This is a genomic window from Desulfonatronospira thiodismutans ASO3-1 (genome assembly GCF_000174435.1).
In the GTDB taxonomy this organism is placed as follows: Bacteria; Desulfobacterota; Desulfovibrionia; order Desulfovibrionales; family Desulfonatronovibrionaceae; genus Desulfonatronospira; species Desulfonatronospira thiodismutans.
Genome location: NZ_ACJN02000001.1, coordinates 240,001 through 258,389, shown reverse-complemented (window position 1 = coordinate 258,389; position 18,389 = coordinate 240,001). Strand labels below are relative to the sequence as shown.

Genomic DNA, 18,389 nt, shown 5'->3' with positions numbered 1-18,389 from the left:
TGGCTGTTAAAGCCGGGTGGCTGCAAAATTTTAAACTGTTACATATTCCTCAGGAGGAACTGTTATGGCCCATAATCATAGTGAATTAACCGAGATGCTGGGAGACGAAGCGGAATTTCTGCTGAACCATCAATGCCGGACCATTGCCAGGGATCAGCTCTGCCTGCCCGGGGTGGACTTTGTGGATAAAGTGTATGCCCTCTCCGACAGGAATAACCGGGTGCTGGTTAACCTGGAGCGCCTTTTCAGCCATGGGCGTCTGGGTGGCACAGGATATATGTCCATCCTGCCCGTGGATCAGGGGGTGGAACATTCCGGCGGGGCATCCTTTGCCAAAAACCCTGCATATTTTGATCCGGAAAATATTGTAAAGCTGGCCATGGAAGGCGGATGCAACGCCGTGGTCTCCACCTTCGGGGTGCTGGGGGCGGTGGCGCGCAAGTATGCCCACAAAATACCCTTTGTGGTCAAGATCAACCACAACGAGCTGCTAACCTATCCCAACACCTTTGATCAGATCATGTTCGGAACCATTGACCAGGCCAGCGACATGGGGGCCGCCGCGGTGGGGGCGACCATATATTTCGGGGCGGACAATTCGGACCGCCAGATCGTGGAAGTAGCCAGGGCCTTTGCCTATGCTCATGAGCTGGGTATGGCCACGATTCTTTGGTGCTATATGCGAAACAGTGCCTTCAAGACAGGAGGCGTGGACTATCACGTGGCAGCAGATCTCACCGGGCAGGCCAATCACCTGGGAGTCACCCTGCAGGCGGACATAATCAAGCAGAAGCTGCCTGAGGTGAATGGCGGCTACAAGGCCCTGAATACCGGGGATTCTTCTTATGGCAAGCTGGATGAACGTATTTACAGTGACCTGACCACGGATCACCCCATAGACCTGACCCGTTACCAGGTGGCCAACTGCTATATGGGCCGGGCCGGGCTGATTAATTCCGGAGGGGCCTCCGGCAAAAACGACTACGGCGAAGCTGTACGCACAGCGGTTATAAACAAGCGGGCCGGAGGAATGGGGCTCATCAGCGGTCGGAAAGCCTTTCAAAGGCCCATGGATGAAGGGGCAAAACTCTTAAATCTCATCCAGGACGTCTATCTGGACGATAAGATAACTGTAGCCTGATGGGCCTGCCACATGGCTTTTTGCAGGCCATCAGGCTGCACTGAGACGAATAAAAAAGGGGGCGATAACCTTTCGTCCCCTTTTGAAGTGGATATTTTTCCGGCCAGTTATAAAGACTAATGTTCTTGCAGCTGGATGCGCCCTGTTTAGCTGGTTTTCAGCCTTTAACTGCCCACGCTCTGTTCGGGCTGGGTGACTATCATGCGGCATTCCCCCTTGAAGACGTTTTTCTTGAGCAGCATGTCTTTGCACGGGGAGAGGTTTTCTTCATTGAGCAAAGCATAGAAATCGTTTTCATAGGTGACCTTGCCAAAGTCAACCGTGGTGATAAATTTGAGTCTGGGTTTGACGAATTCCATGAATTTGGACCTGTTTTTGAACATGGTCTGAAAGAATATGACCTCTCCGTCGGGCTTGACCCACTTTTTGGCCCTGTCCAGGACTGCTTTCTGATCTTCCATGAGCATGAAGCTCATCCCGAAAAAAACATAGTCAAAGTATCCCTCATGGGGGGGATCGTACGTGGTTACGGACTGGTGCAGGACCTGGACCTGGTCCTGAAGGTCATATGCGTTAATGAGTTTTCTGCAGTGCTCCAGGTAGTACTTATTAATGTCCAGGCCGGTTATTTGCAGGTTTTTCTTTTTGATGAGTTCGTGATTTTTTTTGAGCATCACCCCGTTGCCTATGCCCACATCCAGAATGACCGAGTTGTCTGGATAGTAATTCATGCAGTTTTTGTAGCATAGTCTGGTGACGTCGCTGATTATGAGGTTGTAGAGGTTGTTTACCATGGTTTGCTCCGTAATTGTTTGGAAAAAATAGCTTTTGCTTATGTTCCGGGCGGTTACGTAATTGACCGGTAAAATCTAACAAAAAAAACCGTCTTGGCAAACAGGCTTCACTGATGCACCTGCAAAAAGTCTTTTTCCTGCACTTGCTTCACGGTGCCAGTCAATTCAACTCAATTACTGAATAATTCCAGTCAGGTGCAGGACAGAGTGCCGCGCGCCAGTCACTTGCAGGGATTATTTTGAGGCTGCAGCCTGTTTTTGACTTTTTAAACAGTATTTCCAAAGCGGGTCTGACTTTTTATCCTTGTCAGGGTCTGTTCCAGGCTATTAAATCTTTACATCTCGGGGCTGATGAGGCAAAGTTACTCTTTTACCCCGTATCTGCATGCCTTTTTTTACGCCCCTCAAGGGTGCTTTTCAGGCGAGGATTCGGGATTTTTTGGTTTTTTTGAGGCCTGCTATATAATTCTCCAGGAAGATAGGGATATGAAAAAGGATTTTTTAAGCATCCGGGACCTGACACGGGAAGAGGCGCATGAACTGGTAGAAAGAGCTCACTGGATGAAGGCCGAGGATTTCCGTTCCAACCTGCTGGAAGGCAAGACAGTGATCCTCATATTTGAAAAGGCCTCCACCCGGACCAAGGTCTCCTTTGAGGTGAGCATCAATCACCTGGGGGGGCATCATGTATTCATGACCCCGGCAGAGTCACAGCTTGGCCGGAGCGAACCCCTGCGGGACACGGCCAGGGTGCTCTCCAGGTATGCCCAGGGCATGGTTGTGCGCACATTCGGCCAGGACAAGCTGGTTGAACTGGCCAGGCACGGCAGCGTACCGGTTATTAATGCCTTATCTGACGATTTTCATCCCTGTCAGGTCATGAGCGACCTGTTGACCATTTTTGAGCGGACTCCGGAGTTTGAAGCCCTGAATATCGCCTGGGTGGGAGACGGCAACAACATGTCCCATTCCTGGATAAATGCAGCGGTCCATTTTCCTTTCCGGCTGAACATTGCGGTTCCCCGGGGTTTTGAGCCCAGGGCGGATATTCTGCAGGAGGCAAAGGACCTGGGGGCGAATATTAATTTTACCCATGATCCCCTGGAGGCGGTCCGGGAGGCGCATTATATCAATACCGATGTCTGGGCTTCCATGGGCCAGGAAGAAGAAAAGAAATCCCGGGCCGATGCCTTTGCAGGTTTTCGCGTAGACGACAGAATCCTGGAAGCAGCCCATCCCGAGGCCAGGGTGCTGCATTGCCTGCCTGCCCACAGGGGAGAGGAGATTACAGATGCGGTCATGGAAGGGGAGCGCTCCATTGTCTGGGACCAGGCGGAAAACAGGCTGCATATGCAAAAGGCTATCCTGGAGTGGATATATGGGTAGGGATTTTGGGATTTTGGGATTGAAGGATTCTAGATCGGGGATAAATTACATTCTTAAAATACAAAGCAACGGGGAATTTCATGAGCGGGATTGACAAGGTAGTCCTGGCCTATTCCGGGGGGCTGGACACCTCGGTTATACTAAAATGGATCCAGAAGACGTATGACTGCGAAGTAATTGCTTTTACCGCCGACCTGGGCCAGGAGGAAGAACTGGATGGTCTGGAAAAGAAGGCGTTGTCCACGGGTGCCTCCAAGGCCTATATCGAAGACCTGCAGCAGGAGTTTGTAACAGATTTCATCCAGCCCATGTTCAGGGCGGCTGCTGTTTACGAGGGCAGATACCTGCTGGGCACTTCCATTGCAAGGCCTCTAATCGCCAAGCGCATGGCGGAAATAGCCCTTGCTGAAGGCGCCCAGGCCGTGGCCCACGGGGCCACGGGAAAAGGTAATGACCAGGTGCGCTTCGAACTCTCCACCATGGCTCTGGCACCGTCTCTGCGTATAATAGCCCCCTGGAGGGAGTGGGATCTGCATTCCAGGACCGAACTTCTGGAGTTCGCCAGACAAAACAATATACCTGTGCCTGTAAGCCAGGAGAAAATGTACAGTTGCGACCGTAATCTCCTGCACCTTTCCTTTGAGGGCTCGGAACTGGAAGACCCCTGGCTGGAACCCGAAAAGGGAAGCTATCACCTGGCTGTGCCCCCAGAACAGGCACCGGATGAGCCCGAGGTTATTACCCTGGGGTTTGAAAAAGGTAATCCGGTGAGCATCAACGGTGCAGAAATGGACCCGGTGCAGCTTTTCAAGAGGCTCATTACCCTTGGGGGCAGACATGGCATCGGGCGTCTGGATATGGTGGAGAACCGTTTTATCGGTATGAAGTCCAGAGGTGTCTACGAAACTCCCGGGGGGACGATCCTTTATGCCGCCCACCGGGACCTGGAGGGCCTGTGCCTGGACAGGGAAAGCCTGCACGCACGCAATGAAATGGTTCCGGGTTATGCCCGCCTGGTATACAACGGTTTCTGGTTTTCTCCGGAGCGGGAGGCCATGCAGGCCATGATGGACAAAATCCAGGAAAACGTCACCGGAGAAGTTCGCCTCAAGCTCTACAAGGGCGGAATATACCCCTTAGGCAGACGCTCGTCCTTGTCCCTGTACAACCCTGAACTGGCCACCTTTGAGGCGGACCAGGTGTACAACCAGCAGGACGCGGCCGGTTTTATCCGCCTGCAGGGTTTAAGGCTTATGTCCGTTAATAAAGTCAGGAAATGAAAAGGGCCGCTTATTCTGCAATACCGGCAAGGGCACAGCTTATATCGCGTGCTGTAAAAACAGGACAATGAAAGGACAAGAAAAACAAAAGCTTTGGGGGGGAAGGTTCACCTCTGCTACCTCCTCGCTGGTGGAAGATTTTACCCAGTCTCTGGATTTTGATCGCTTCCTGGCCCTGCATGACCTGGAGGGTTCCAGGGCCCATGCCCGCATGCTGGCCCATGCCGGGATAATCTCAGAAGATGAGCTGCAACAGATTCTTTCGGGTCTGGACCGCATTGAAAATGAGCTGGAGCAGGATGAATTCACCTGGGATCCCGGTCTGGAAGACGTGCACATGAATATTGAAAAGCGCCTGACAGACCTCATAGGCGCTCCGGGACAGAAGCTGCATACCGGGCGCAGCCGCAACGACCAGGTGGCCCTGGATTTCAGGCTCTATACTGCAGCTGCCCTGCAGGAATGGCAGCAGGTCTTAAAAGAGCTTATCCAGGCCCTCACCCGGCAGGCACAAGCCCACAGGGACACCCTGATTCCGGGTTATACTCACCTGCAGCCGGCCCAGCCGGTATGTCTGGCCCAGCACCTGCTGGCCTATGCCCGGATGTTCATGAGAGACCACGAGCGAATAGAAGATGCCCTGCCCCGGGTAAAAGTCTCTCCTCTCGGGGCTGCAGCCCTGGCCGGGACAACCTATCCTTTGCAGCCGGAGCAGGTGGCCGAACATGTGGGCTTTGAATATGTATTTAAAAACAGCATGGATGCGGTCAGTGACAGGGATTTTGTGCTGGAGGGGCTTTTTATTGCTTCCATGATAATGATGCATTTAAGCCGTCTCGGAGAGGAAATTATCCTCTGGTCAAACCCGGGTTTCGGATTTATAATACTTCCGGACGCATATTCCACTGGTTCTTCCATAATGCCCCAGAAGAAGAACCCGGATGTGGCTGAGCTTGTCCGGGGCAAGACCGGCGGCGTTTATGGCCGCCTCATGGCCCTTCTGACCACCATGAAGGCCCTTCCCCTTACCTACAATCGCGACATGCAGGAGGACAAGGAGCCTTTTATCGAGGCCCACAGGAGTGTGAGCTCATCTCTGCGGGTCATGGCCGGGATGATTGCGCAAACGGAATTTGACCGGGAGAGGATGTTTGGGGCCTTAAAAGATGGCTACCTCAATGCCACCGAACTGGCGGATTACCTGGTTGCCAGGGGCATGCCCTTCAGGCAGGCGCATCATATTACAGGACGGCTGGTGGCCTTTGCAGAAGAAAAGGGCCTGGGACTTGAAGATATTGACCTGGATACTTTCCGTTCTTTCTCCGAAATTGTTGACAGCGATGTTTACCATGTCCTGGATTATCAGCAGGCTGTAAAACGCAGAGTGACTCCCGGAGGCACCGGGCCGGATTCGGTGGATGAGCAGATAAGGGATATCAAAGGGTGGATGGATAGAAAAAATGGCGGAAGCGTATAGGAGTCGAACCTACCGAACGGGGTTAACCGTTCCACTGGATTTGAAGTCCAGGCGCCACACCGGTGACGTAACGCTTCCGCAGACAGATAACTAACAATCATTACGGGATTAGGCAAGGGTTAAAAACTGGTCCTTTTTTCGGAGGGAATATATTGAACACTTTTTCCAAGAATCTGTTGCTCTGGGCGACCATATCAATTGTGTTGATCATGCTTTTCAACATGTTCAACCAGCCCCAGGAACAACAGGAAAAGTTAACATATACCGAGCTTCTGAACAAAATTGAGCAGGGCGAGGTCATGGCGGTCAAGATAAAGGGGCAGGAGGTCTCCGGGGTCACTTTCGACGAACAGAGATTTATATCCTTTCATCCAGAGGATCCCAATTTCGTGGACATGCTTCTAAGAAACAACGTCCAGGTGGAGGCCGAGCCTGAGGAAGAAAGGTCCATGCTCATGACCGTGTTTATTTCCTGGTTTCCCATCCTGCTGCTCATAGCGGTCTGGATCTTCTTCATGCGCCAGATGCAGGGTGGTGGAGGCAAGGCCATGTCCTTCGGCAAGTCCAAGGCCAAGCTGGTGGCCCAGGAAGACAGCAAGGTGACTTTTTCCGACGTGGCCGGGGTGGACGAGGCCAAGGACGAACTCACCGAGGTGGTGGACTTTCTAAGCGACCCCAAGAAATTCACCCGCCTGGGCGGGCGTATTCCCAAGGGAGTGCTCCTGGTGGGTTCCCCTGGGACTGGCAAAACCCTGCTGGCCAGAGCGGTGGCCGGTGAGGCCGGAGTTCCCTTCTTTTCCATTTCCGGTTCGGACTTTGTGGAAATGTTTGTGGGCGTGGGAGCCTCCAGGGTGCGGGATCTTTTTGTGCAGGGCAAGAAAAATGCCCCCTGCCTGATATTTATCGACGAAATTGATGCCGTTGGCCGCCAGAGAGGTGCCGGCCTTGGCGGTGGACACGACGAGCGCGAACAGACTCTGAACCAGCTTCTGGTCGAGATGGACGGCTTCGAGTCCAACGAAGGGGTTATACTAATCGCCGCCACCAACCGTCCGGACGTGCTGGATCCAGCGCTTCTAAGACCCGGGCGTTTCGACAGGCAGGTGGTGGTGCCCAATCCCGACCTGGCCGGGCGTAAGCATATTCTGGAAGTGCACAGCCGCAGAACTCCGCTGGCTACCGGAGTGGATATGGAAGTCATTGCCCGGGGAACCCCGGGATTTTCCGGGGCCGACCTGGAAAACTTAGTCAACGAGGCGGCTTTGCAGGCGGCAAAAAAGAGCAAGGAACAGGTGGGCATGGAGGATTTCGAGGAGGCCAAGGACAAGGTGCTCATGGGCAAGGAAAGAAGGAGCATAATCTTAAGCGATGAAGAGAAGAAGACCACGGCATATCATGAGGCCGGTCATACACTGGTGGCCAAGCTTCTGCCCGGGACCGACCCCATTCACAAGGTTTCCATTATTCCCAGGGGACGCGCACTGGGTGTGACCATGCAGCTTCCCGAGGATGAGCGGCACAACTACTCCAAGACCTACTTAGAAAACAACCTTTCTGTTCTTCTGGGAGGACGGGTGGCCGAGGAACTGGTCTTCAACCAGATGACCACCGGCGCGGGCAATGATATTGAGAGGGCCTCGAAGATGGCCAGGAAGATGGTCTGTGAGTGGGGCATGAGCGAGACCCTGGGGCCGCTTTCCTTCGGGGGCAAGGGAGACGAGGTTTTTCTGGGCCGGGAGTTTGTCCAGCACAAGGAATACAGCGAGGATACGGCCAAGCTCATCGATGCCGAGGTGAAAAGGATAGTCCAGGACGGATATGACCGGGCCAAGATGCTTCTCAAGGAAAATATGGACTCCCTGCACCGCATTTCAGAAGCTCTTCTGGACAGAGAAACCATTTCAGGTAAGGAAGTGGATAAACTCATGCAGGGCGAGGATCTGCCTCCCATAGAAGAGGAGCTCAAGAAGGATCAAAGCAAGTCCGGAGACAGTAAGGAGTCCGACGACGGTGGCGATAAAGGTGACAGTGAAAGGGACAGCGCCGCAGACCAGGATGAAGATTCAGGTTTCAAGATAGAGTCTTGAATGGCTTCTTCATCCGGCAAATCTTTATTTTCCGGATGCAGAAGCCTGATTGTCAACCATATTACATTCAGCCAGGGTGCTAAAACATGGTAAGATGGTCTGTAAGAGGGGGCGGGGTGATTGGCCCCGCCCCTTTTTTGATTGCAGGTGTGGTGAATATTACTCCGGATTCCTTTTACGATGGTGGAAGACATTATTCACTGGAGGCTGCTGCGCATCACGGACTGGAACTGCTCAGCCAGGGGGCGCATATCCTGGATCTGGGCGGAGAGAGCACCAGGCCCTTTTCCGAGCGGGTTGAGGCTGACACGGAAATGGACAGGGTCATGCCGGTCCTGCAGAAAATTTTAAAGGCCCGCCCTGAAGCCACCATTTCAGTTGATACCTACAAGGCAAGTGTCGCTGCCAGGTGTCTGGAGGCCGGGGCGTGTATCATAAACGATATTTCAGCCTGCCGTTTTGATCCACAGCTGCTGGACGTTCTGGTGCAATACAAGCCGGGCTATGTGTTGATGCATACCCTGGACCGTCCCGAGAGCATGCAGACGGATCCGCGGTACCGGGATGTAACCCGGGAAATTCTGTCCTTTTTTGAAACCCACCTTGCCAGGCTGGTGCAGGCCGGGATTCCTGAAAGCCACATAGTCCTTGACCCCGGGATCGGCTTTGGAAAGAACTTAGAGCACAACCTGGAAATAATGAGAAACATGGAATGCTTCCATATTCTGGGACGTCCTTTGTATGTGGGTCTGTCCTACAAGTCCCTGTGGAGCGGTCTGCTGGAGGTGGAACTTGAGGGTAGAGGGATGCCCACCCAGGTGGGGACGGCACTCATGGCCGCCAAGCAGGTGGGCATACACAGGGTGCATGATGTTGCGGATACCGCAAACACTTTGAAAATCGTAGAAAATATATGCTCTTAGACCTGGGTATTGTTCAGATCGGCTGGCGAGATCTGGTGGACATAGCGGTGGTGGCCTACATCGCTTACAGGGTCATGCTCTTTCTGAAAGGTACCAGAGCAGTTTCCGTGGTTTACGGCCTGCTTATTCTCATGGTGGTTTATTACGTTGCGGATGAGTTCGGCCTGTATACCCTGCATGGAATGCTGACCAATTTTCTGGGGTCCCTGTTTCTGGTGGTGATCATCCTTTTTCAGAGCGATATCCGCAAGGCACTGGCGGAAATGGGTGCGGGCAGGCTGTGGTTCAATCCCCGGCCCACGAATAAAGTTCTGGACGAACTGATTCTGGCAGCGGTGCATATGGCGGAGAAAAAAATCGGTGCCCTTATTGTCCTGGAAAAAAGAACTCCGCTGGGAGATGTTGTGGAGTCCGGTGTGGAACTCAATGCCGATTTTTCCAGGGAACTTATGGAGACCATATTTTATCCCAGTACCAGACTGCACGACGGGGCTGTTGTGGTCAGGGCCAACAAAATCGCCTATGCCGGCTGCATCCTCCCCCTGGCCGTGGGCGTGCCTTCCAGGTGGAACTTCGGCACCAGGCACAGGGCGGCCATTGGCATAACAGAAGAGAGCGACGCCCTTGCAGTGGTGGTTTCGGAAGAGAAGGGGATGATTTCAGTGGCCATGTCAGGCAAACTGATTCCTGGACTTGATGAGGTACGCCTTAGAAGAGTACTCACATCGGCCTGGGAAAAATAAGTGGACAGAGACAGGATGACAGAATGACAGAGGACAGGAACGTGGCTTTTACTAATGATTTTTTACAGTTAAAATAAAAGCATGCTCAAAAGCAACTGGCAGTACAGGATACTGGCCGTGGTTATGGCTGTTTTTTTCTGGTACCTTATAAGCGGCCAGGAAAAGGTGGAGATGTGGGTGGATGTCCCGGTGGAGGTCTCGCATCTTTCGGAGGATTATACAGTGATTTCCGGCATGGTCAGCAAGGTCACTGTCAGGTGCAGGGCCACCAAGACCATGCTGAGCCGTATGGACATGGCCCGCCTGGCTTATAATCTTGATTTGTCAGGGTTGGAGCAGGGAGAAAACACCATTGTCCTGGACCCAAAAAGAATAAACCTGCCCCGGGCGGTGCAGGCGGTGGAAATCACACCTGCCAGGCTGGAACTGGAGGTGGACAGGATTGTAAGCCGCGAGCTGCCTGTAGAGGTTGTCTGGACAGGGGCAATAAGTCCTTATTACGAGCTGAAAAACAAGATGGTTGAGCCGGCAGCACTGCATGTGCGCGGACCCGAAAAGATCCTGAAAAATATGGATACTGTGAAAACAAGACCTGTGGCTGTTGATTCAGACAGGCCGGACAGGTTTCAGCGCAAGGCGGGGCTTGATCTGCGCCCGGAACTGGAAAGCACTCCCTCTGACGTGCGCGTGGAACTTGTCTTCGGGCCGGTGCTGGAGGATATCTGGGTAAGAAAACCCATTGAGGTCAGAGGTGCACAGGGGGTAAACTACAGCCTGGACCCTGGTTATGTCAGGGCCTACCTTGATCTCCCCCGGGAGTTGCTCCAGGAGGATGGCTGGCGTGAAAAAATTCATTACTACGTGGAAAAAAATCCAGGGGCAGGTCCGGGGGTACATGAATTGCAAGTGTATGCAGAGTTGCCCGAGCATGGACAAGTCCTGGAGATGCGTCCAGAAAAAGTTGAAATTTCAATAGATTAAACAGACAGGAGAATCCGGCATGCGTAAAAAGTTGTTTGGTACAGACGGCCTGAGAGGGCAAGCCAATATTTTTCCCATGCTTCCTGAGATAGTGCTCAGGCTTGGCCTGGCAGCAGGCCAGTATTTCCGCAACGGACACAGGCGGCACAGGGTGCTCATCGGCAAGGATACCCGGCTTTCGGGATATGTATTTGAAAACGCCCTGACCTCCGGCTTCTGTGCTTCGGGCATGGATGTCTTTCTGGTGGGACCCATGCCCACCCCGGCCATTTCTTTTCTGACCAAGAACATGCGCGCCGACCTGGGAGTGGTCATTTCCGCCTCGCACAATCCCTTCATGGATAACGGGATCAAGTTTTTCGATCACAAGGGATTCAAGCTTTCAGATCAGGTGGAGGAGGATATATCCGAACTGGTTCTGTCCCCGGATGTAAACTGGAAGCATCCCCAGCCCGAAGCCATAGGTCGGGCCAGAAAAATCGTGGACAGTCCTGGAAGATATATTGTTCACCTGAAGAACAGCCTGCCCAACACCATGTCCCTGCAGGGGATGAAGGTAGTGATAGACTGTGCCCACGGTGCCACTTACAGGGTGGCCCCGCTTATCTTTGAAGAACTGGGAGCCAAGGTAATCATGGCCGGTACAGAGCCCGACGGAGTGAACATCAACAAGAAGTGCGGCTCACTGTATCCTGAAGTGGCAGCCTCCATGGTCCTGGAGCACGGAGCGGATCTGGGCCTGACCCTGGACGGGGACGGGGACCGGCTTATCGCCATAGATGAAAACGGGGTGATTCTGGATGGGGATCAGATAATGGCCATATGCGCCATGGATCTCATGGAACGTGATGCGTTGCCGGGCAACCTGCTGGTGAGTACGGTCATGAGCAATATGGCCCTTGAAGTCTTTATGCAGGAACATGGAGGAAGGCTGCTGCGCACAAAGGTCGGGGACCGCTACGTGGTGGAGGCCATGCGCAAGGAAGGAGCCGTCCTTGGCGGAGAGCAGTCAGGACACCTCATCTTCCTGGATTACGCAACCACAGGGGACGGCATCCTGGCCGGCATCAAGCTTTTAAAGATCATGCTGCAGAAGAACAGGCCCCTGTCCGAGCTTTCCAGGCTTTTGACACCGTTTCCACAGAGACTTATCAATGTGCATGTGGAAAGGAAAATGCCCTTTGAAGAGGTGCAGCAGGTTCAGGAAGCGGTCAAAGATGCCGAGGCTCAGCTGGGCAGCAAGGGCCGGGTTCTGCTCAGGTATTCCGGCACCGAATCCGTAGCCAGGGTCATGGTGGAAGGCCAGGATGATACCCTGGTGGAGGACATGGCCATAAAACTGGCCAGGGCTGTGGAGGAAGGTCTTCGTGCATAGGGGGATATGGAGCAGAGCCTGCTTCAGGTGGCGGCTCTGCCTGTGAATTATTTTTTAAGACAAACAAGGAGCATGATCATGGAAGCCAAAAAAGTTGTAATTCCTGTAGCTGGTTGGGGAACAAGGTCCTTGCCTGCAACCAAGAACATCCCCAAGGAAATGCTCCCCATATATAAAAAGCCGGCGGTGCAGCACGTAGTGGAAGAGGCTATCGAGGCGGATCTGACCAATGTTGTGTTTGTGACCAACCAGCAAAAAAGGATCCTTGAGGATCATTTTGATTACAATCTGGCCCTGGAAGCAGTCCTGAGGCGGACAAACAAAGAGTATCTTCTGCGGGAAGTGCGCCAGGTGGCCGAAATGGCCAATATCATTTCCGTGCGTCAGAAAGAACAGCTGGGCCTTGGACATGCTGTACTTTGCGCCCGGGAGGTGGTTTCAAAAGAACCCTTTGCTGTCATGGTGGGGGACGACCTCATGTTCAGCCGTCGCCCGGCCATAAAGCAGCTTCTGGAAGCAGCCAAGACCGAGCATATGTCGGTGGTGGGCGTGGTTGAGGTTTCCAGAGAGAGCGTCTCCAATTACGGCATCATCCAGGGAGAGGAGATTTCCCCCGGCCTTTACCGCATCCGCAATGTCTATGAAAAGCCCAGGGTGGAAGATGCTCCTTCCCGTCTGGCCATAGTGGGACGCTATGTTTTGACTCCGGAGATATTCGAACACCTGGAAACCCTGGAACCCGGTCACAACCTGGAGTATCAGCTCTCTGACGCCCTGCAGTCCATGGCCCGCAACAAGAGGCTCCTGGCGGTGAAGCTGGAGGGCCAGCGCTATGATATCGGCAACTGGGTGGACTATCTCAGTGCGAACATACATTTCGCACTGCAGGATGATGAGCTTAAATCCGATCTTTTGAAAAACCTGGAGGAATTTCTTCCCCGGCGCTAAGTCAGAAGTCAGATGTCAGAGGGGGGCTGTCCCGGCTTCGGGACTGTCCCCCGGGAGAGGTCAGAGGTCTCCAGGGTATCTGCTCCCCTGAATGGTTACTCAATTCCTATGCAACCCGCGTATGCAAACACAAGATGCCCGCGCTTCAGTCTGGTCCGCTGCAATACTCTGCCAGCCTTACTCCAGCCTGAGCTATGCTCTGCCCCCTTATCTGCCCGTGCACGTCTGGCACCCGGGCATGCGGGTGCTTGTGCCCATGGGACAAAGCAACAAGCTCTGCTGTGCTGTTCTGGAGCGCAGTGTCCCCGCCCTTCCCACAGAAAAAAAGCTTAAAAGCATATTCTGGCCTCTGGAAAAAGAGGCAGTACTTAGTGCCGACTACCTGGAAATGCTGGAAAACGTGGCCGCCCGGCAGTTGACCAGCCTGGGCCGGGTGCTGGCATCTGTTTTGCCTGCTTCCCTGCGCAGGGTTCCTGACGGCTGGCGGGACAGAAAAAACAAGAAGATTCCTTTTTCCAGCGGCCGGGATAACAGGGAGTTTCTTTCCAGACTGGCTGAGTTCTGGATGCAGGGAGAACTGGATGTAAAAAGTCCAGGCGGCAAAGAACCTGCTTTGACCGTCTCCAGTGACCCCCCATGGCCCATAAGACCACAGGCCAGGGTACAGTGGGCTGTAATGGATCTTCTTTACGCCCACGGCCCCAGAACCGCTTCCAGTATAAGGGCGGAGCTCGGCCAGGGCAGTACAAAGGCCCTGCAGGCCCTGCAGGACAAGGAACTGGTGTGTCCCTGCAAACCCGGGGATGAACCAGAGGGGGGAAGCCTGGAAGCAGGGCAGGATTTTTGTTTCAGCCCGGAACAAAAAGAAGCCCTGAAACATCTGTCTCCAAGATTGCGGCAGGGCTTCGGGGCCTGCCTGCTGCACGGGATAACCGGCAGCGGCAAGACCCTTGTTTACTTAGATCTGGCCCGGCAAAGCCTGGAAATGGGGAGATCTGCGATACTGCTCGCCCCGGAAATAGCCATTGCCAGGCAGCTTTACCAGCAGGCCAGGCAATATCTTCCCGGTGCGGCCATTTACCTGCACCATGGCAGCAAAGGCCCCAGCAGCAAAGAAAAGACATTTGTGGAGCTTGGTCAGGAAAAAAAACCTGTTCTCTTGATTGGAACCAGGTCTGCGCTGTTTATGCCGGTGCAGGATACAGGGCTTATAGTCCTGGACGAGGAGCACGACGAATCTTTCAAGCAGGACCAGACCCTTATTTATCAGGCCAAGGAGATTGCCTGGTACCTGGCATCCAGGGAAGAGGCCCTGCTGGTTCTTGGTTCGGCCACTCCGGATGTAAAGACTTTTCATGCGGCTCAAGCAGGACATGTGAGCCTGGTGGAGATGCACAGCCGCATCGGCAAAAGCACTCTGCCTCAGGTGGATTTTGTGGATCTTAAAAATGATCCCCCTGTTTTCGGAGCCATGGCCAAGACCTGCGCCGAGGCCCTGAAGGAGACAGTCAAGCGTGGAGAGCAGGCCGTGATCATGCACAACCGCAGGGGGTACTCCCCGGTGCTCATGTGCGAGTCGTGCTCTGAGACGGTGAAGTGCGCAAACTGCCAGGTGGGACTTACATACCATAAAAAAAGAAACCGCTTAGTCTGCCATTACTGCGGCATATCAGTTTCTTTTCCGCCTGTATGCAGGCATTGCCGGGGCTCGGAATTTATACCCGTGGGCCAGGGAACTGAGAAGGTGGAGGAGTTTCTGGCCAGACACCTTCCTGACACCCAGGTTCTGCGCTTAGACCGCGACAGCACCAGGAGTCCGGGCAAAGCTGAAAAGATACTGCAGGACTTTGCACAAGGACAGGCCCGGATTCTTGTGGGCACGCAGATGCTCAGCAAAGGTCACTCATTTCCGGAAGTTACCCTGGCCATAGTCCTGGACGGGGACCTGGGGCTGGGACTGCCGGATTATCGCTCCAGCGAGCGTATATTTCAGCTGCTGGTCCAGCTTTCGGGGCGATCAGGCCGCGGAGAAAAACCAGGCAGGGTGTTTATCCAGACACGCAACCCGGGACATTTCTGCTGGCAATATATCCGCGACTGCGATTACAAGGGCTTTTTTCAACAGGAGATAAGCCGCAGGCAGAAGTTCGGCTATCCGCCTTTTGTTCGGCTGGGATTGATTCGCTTTTCCTTTCCGGACACCTGGGAGGGCAAGGCAGACTTTCTGGCCGGCTTGCGCAAAAAGGCCAAGCAGGCGGCAGCAGTCAGCAAGGTGACCATGCTTGGGCCTGCTCCCGCGGTGCTCTCCAGGCTGAAAAACAGGGAGCGGCACCAGTTTCTGGTGAAATCCAGCGACTGGGCCGGCATCAAGCAGGCGTACCTGGAGCTTCGCCCCCTGTTTGAGCGTTACAGGCAGGTCCGGGCCAGCCTGGACCTGGATCCGGTGAATATGCTCTGATTGTAACCATTCAGGGGGACAGTCCCTTGGCCTTGTGCCAATAGTCATCACCGAGCTCCCCTGAATGGTTACCTCTGACTTGACTTGAAAGTTCCTCAGGACCAGTACATGGCTTTCCATTTATTAATCAGCCCGTTGGTGGAAGAGTCGTGGTCAGTGACTTCTGAGTCGTCTTCCAGTTCCGGTTCGATCTTTCTGGCCAGCTGTTTGCCCAGTTCCACTCCCCACTGGTCAAAGGAGTTGATATCCCAGAGTGCTCCCTGTACAAAAACCTTGTGTTCGTAGAGAGCAATGAGCGCTCCCAGAGTACGGGGCGTGAGTTCCGGCAGTATTATGGAATTGGAGGGTTTGTTGCCCGGGAACACTTTATGGGGCAGGATTTTTTCAATCTCATGGCTGGATTTGCCCTGGGACTCAAGCTCCTGCCTGACCTGGGCGCTGGTTTTGCCGAGCATCAAAGCCTCGGTCTGGGCCAGGTAATTGGCCATCAAGAGCCTGTGCTGAACAGGATCATGGCCGGGTTGCCGGGCGAATATAATAAAATCGCAGGGGATCATTCTGGTACCCTGGTGCAGCAGCTGGTAAAAGGCATGCTGGCCGTTGGTCCCTGGAGCGCCCCAGATCACCGGGCCTGTTTCATAGTCCACCTCCGCTCCCTGCAGGGTAATCCTTTTACCGTTGCTTTCCATCTCCCCCTGCTGCATATAAGCCGGGAACTCTTCCAGGTACTGGCTGTATGGCAGGAGGGCGTGGCTTTCCGTCTTGAAGAAATTGGTATACCAGATGCTTAAAAGGCCCAGGATAACCGGCAGGTTGTTTTCCAGCGGGGTGTTCAGGAAATGTTCGTCCATCTCGTGGGCGCCTTCCAGGAGCTGCTCAAAGCGCTCCATGCCGATGGACAGGGCTATGGGCAGCCCGATGGCGGACCACAGAGAGAAACGTCCTCCTACCCAGTCCCAGAAACCAAACATGTTTTGGGGGTCGATTCCAAACTCCTGCACTTTGGGGGTGTTTGTGGACACGGCTACAAAATGTCTGGCAATGTGTTCCTGGTTTTTTGCGCTTTCCAGGAGCCAGTCTTTGGCCCTGGCTGCGTTGAACATTGTTTCCTGGGTGGTGAAGGTCTTGGAGGCGACTATGAAAAGGGTGGTCCTGGGGTCCAGCCGGGCCAGGGTATTTTCCAGGTGGGACGGGTCCACGTTGGATACGAAATGCACCCTGAGGTCGGGTCCGCTGAAGCCGTCCAGGGCCTTGACGGCCATTCTGGGGCCAAGGTCGGAGCCGCCGATGCCTATGTTGACCACGTCCTTTACCGGTTCTCCGGTCCAGCCCCGCCAGTGCCCCTCCCGGACACCATGGACAAAGTCTTTCATCCTGTCCAGGACTTGATTTACCTGGGGCATGACGTCTTCCCCGTCCACGTAAGTGGGCCTGTTGGACCTGTTGCGAAGAGCCACATGGAGAACGCTTCTTTGTTCAGTGGTGTTGATCTTTTGGCCGGAAAACATGGCTGTGGTTTTATCTTCAAGGCCCATGTCCCTAGCCATGCCAAAGAGCAGGCTCATGGTTTCCCGGTCTATTCTGTTTTTGGAATAATCCAGAAATATCTGGCCGGCCTGCAGGGAGAAGCTTGAAAAGCGCTCGGGGTCAGCGGTAAACATGTCCCGCATATGGATGTCACTGATCCTGGAAAAATGTTCTTTGAGTTTTGTCCAGTAAGGGCTTAATGTAAGTCCAGACATTCGAGCCTCCTTGGTTTGTGGGTGCAGGCAAAATTTACAGGACATATGCCCCGGATGCCTGAATAAATAAAAATCATCGTAATTATTCACCAGGGTCCGGGGACTTCGCAAACAGGACGTAAAAACTCACTCCAAGGAAGCGTAAATCAAAACCTATACACGAGTTTTTAAGCCAGAATAACCTCGATAACATGCTTTAAATAAAGTTCGGTGTTTTACGGTTTTGATTAACGCTTCCTACGTCGTTCAGACAGTTTACGCCCAGTTTGCAAAGCCCCCGGACCCTGGATATCAGCGGTGCGCATAGATTGACCAATTTTATCAGATGGTGAATAGTTGCAAATCATCTAAAAATGCAGCATCAATTTAAGCACGGAGCCTGCCTCGATTTTTTTGCAGGCAAAGTCCAGTTCTTAACTCTTTGTAGCGTGAAATGCAAAGCACCATTGGGCAGCCAAGACTCGGGCAGGGGGGCAGCTCATGGCACTGACAATGTTGCCCCCGTTTTTGTTGTTTTCATGCTACTGCCTTTGTCGGGGTCGGTATCGGAATCGGGATCGAAAATACCGGGCAGCGTCCCACTTGACTTTGCCTCCGGATTCGATTCTGACTGCGAACCCGATACCGACCCCGACACCGATTATCAGCGTAAGCACGGACACTTTGGAATTATGGAGGTCAGATGAAAAGAACCAGGGTGAAGCAGGCCTTGAACGCGGAAGCACCTGTTGAGGGCATTATGCTCAAGGGGTGGGTCCGGACCAAGAGGGAATCCAAGGGTGTGGTTTTTTTAGAGCTCAATGACGGTTCCTGCAGAACCAACCTGCAGATTGTGGTGGACCCGGGTGTTGCCGGGATTGATAGCCTTGACGGGACAGGCACCGGGGCCGCGATCAAGGTGACAGGCAACCTGCAGGCCTCCCCGGGCAAAGGCCAGAAGTGGGAGGTTCAGGCAGAGCAGGTGGAGCTTATAGGCAGCGCAGACCAGGAAAGTTATCCCTTGCAGAAAAAGCGCCACTCTGATGAATTTTTGCGCGGTATTGCACACCTGCGG

14 protein-coding genes and 1 tRNA gene (1 of these 15 running past the window's edge) are annotated in these 18,389 nt (G+C 53.6%); 12 read left to right on the top strand and 3 right to left on the bottom strand.

All coding sequences use genetic code 11. The features are described from left to right. The first annotated feature begins 64 nt into the window (after positions 1-64). Positions 65-1,141 carry a class I fructose-bisphosphate aldolase gene (locus tag DTHIO_RS01185; RefSeq protein WP_008868530.1) on the top strand — a complete coding sequence of 359 codons (1,077 nt, stop codon included), beginning with the start codon at positions 65-67 and terminating at the stop codon, positions 1,139-1,141. A 164-nt stretch (positions 1,142-1,305) separates the two neighbouring features. Here the strand turns inward: DTHIO_RS01185 and DTHIO_RS01180 are convergent, their stop codons facing one another. Further along, positions 1,306-1,950, bottom strand: coding sequence for a class I SAM-dependent methyltransferase (locus DTHIO_RS01180; RefSeq protein ID WP_279614611.1), 645 nt, complete (start codon positions 1,948-1,950; stop codon positions 1,306-1,308). Positions 1,951-2,421: 471 nt separating this feature from the next. On the opposite strand from DTHIO_RS01180, the gene argF reads away from it, so the two are divergent. From argF to argH, 3 genes are all read left to right on the top strand, one after another. Then, positions 2,422-3,321, top strand: a complete 900-nt coding sequence (argF, locus tag DTHIO_RS01175; RefSeq protein ID WP_008868528.1) for an ornithine carbamoyltransferase — start codon at positions 2,422-2,424, stop codon at positions 3,319-3,321. Positions 3,322-3,401: 80 nt separating this feature from the next. Beyond that, the gene (locus DTHIO_RS01170; protein WP_008868526.1) at positions 3,402-4,601 is read left to right on the top strand and encodes an argininosuccinate synthase; all 1,200 of its coding nucleotides are present in this window, start codon (positions 3,402-3,404) and stop codon (positions 4,599-4,601) included. Positions 4,602-4,668: 67 nt separating this feature from the next. Then, positions 4,669-6,078, top strand: coding sequence for an argininosuccinate lyase (gene argH, locus DTHIO_RS20240; protein ID WP_008868525.1), 1,410 nt, complete (start codon positions 4,669-4,671; stop codon positions 6,076-6,078). Here argH and DTHIO_RS01145 read toward each other — a convergent pair. After that, positions 6,063-6,156: transfer RNA gene (locus tag DTHIO_RS01145), tRNA-Sec, on the bottom strand. The two genes, argH and DTHIO_RS01145, sit on opposite strands and share 16 nt — an antisense overlap. 74 nt (positions 6,157-6,230) lie before the next feature. On the opposite strand from DTHIO_RS01145, the gene ftsH reads away from it, so the two are divergent. The 7 genes from ftsH (at position 6,231) to priA (ending at position 15,593) form a co-directional block, all read left to right on the top strand. Continuing rightward, positions 6,231-8,165 carry an ATP-dependent zinc metalloprotease FtsH gene (gene ftsH / locus DTHIO_RS01140; RefSeq protein WP_008868524.1) on the top strand — a complete coding sequence of 645 codons (1,935 nt, stop codon included), beginning with the start codon at positions 6,231-6,233 and terminating at the stop codon, positions 8,163-8,165. An 86-nt stretch (positions 8,166-8,251) separates the two neighbouring features. Next, positions 8,252-9,088: a dihydropteroate synthase gene (gene folP, locus DTHIO_RS01135; RefSeq protein WP_008868523.1), complete on the top strand. Its 837-nt coding sequence runs from the start codon at positions 8,252-8,254 to the stop codon at positions 9,086-9,088. Beyond that, entirely contained in the window at positions 9,079-9,831 is a 753-nt protein-coding gene (cdaA, locus tag DTHIO_RS01130) for a diadenylate cyclase CdaA (protein ID WP_008868522.1), read from the top strand. Before folP ends, cdaA begins: the two co-directional genes overlap by 10 nt. Before the next feature lie 81 nt (positions 9,832-9,912). Next, positions 9,913-10,812 carry a CdaR family protein gene (locus tag DTHIO_RS01125; RefSeq protein WP_008868521.1) on the top strand — a complete coding sequence of 300 codons (900 nt, stop codon included), beginning with the start codon at positions 9,913-9,915 and terminating at the stop codon, positions 10,810-10,812. A gap of 19 nt (positions 10,813-10,831) precedes the next feature. After that, positions 10,832-12,187 carry a phosphoglucosamine mutase gene (gene glmM, locus DTHIO_RS01120; protein ID WP_008868520.1) on the top strand — a complete coding sequence of 452 codons (1,356 nt, stop codon included), beginning with the start codon at positions 10,832-10,834 and terminating at the stop codon, positions 12,185-12,187. A gap of 78 nt (positions 12,188-12,265) precedes the next feature. Further along, positions 12,266-13,135 (top strand): UTP--glucose-1-phosphate uridylyltransferase GalU, encoded by an 870-nt coding sequence (galU, locus tag DTHIO_RS01115; protein ID WP_008868519.1) that lies wholly within the window; start codon positions 12,266-12,268, stop codon positions 13,133-13,135. A 121-nt stretch (positions 13,136-13,256) separates the two neighbouring features. Beyond that, complete coding sequence (gene priA / locus DTHIO_RS01110) at positions 13,257-15,593, top strand: replication restart helicase PriA (RefSeq protein WP_008868518.1); 2,337 nt, start codon at positions 13,257-13,259, stop codon at positions 15,591-15,593. Between the two features lie 95 nt (positions 15,594-15,688). On the opposite strand, the gene pgi is transcribed toward priA, so the two are convergent. Beyond that, a complete protein-coding gene (pgi, locus tag DTHIO_RS01105) occupies positions 15,689-17,335 on the bottom strand; it encodes a glucose-6-phosphate isomerase (protein WP_008868517.1) in 1,647 nt (548 codons plus the stop codon). A gap of 682 nt (positions 17,336-18,017) precedes the next feature. On the opposite strand from pgi, the gene asnS reads away from it, so the two are divergent. Next, a protein-coding gene (gene asnS / locus DTHIO_RS01095) for an asparagine--tRNA ligase (RefSeq protein ID WP_008868515.1) crosses the window boundary here: on the top strand, positions 18,018-18,389 show its 5' portion. Its footprint extends 1,008 nt past the window's final position; only the first 372 of its 1,380 coding nucleotides appear in the window; its start codon is at positions 18,018-18,020; its stop codon lies off the right edge, out of view.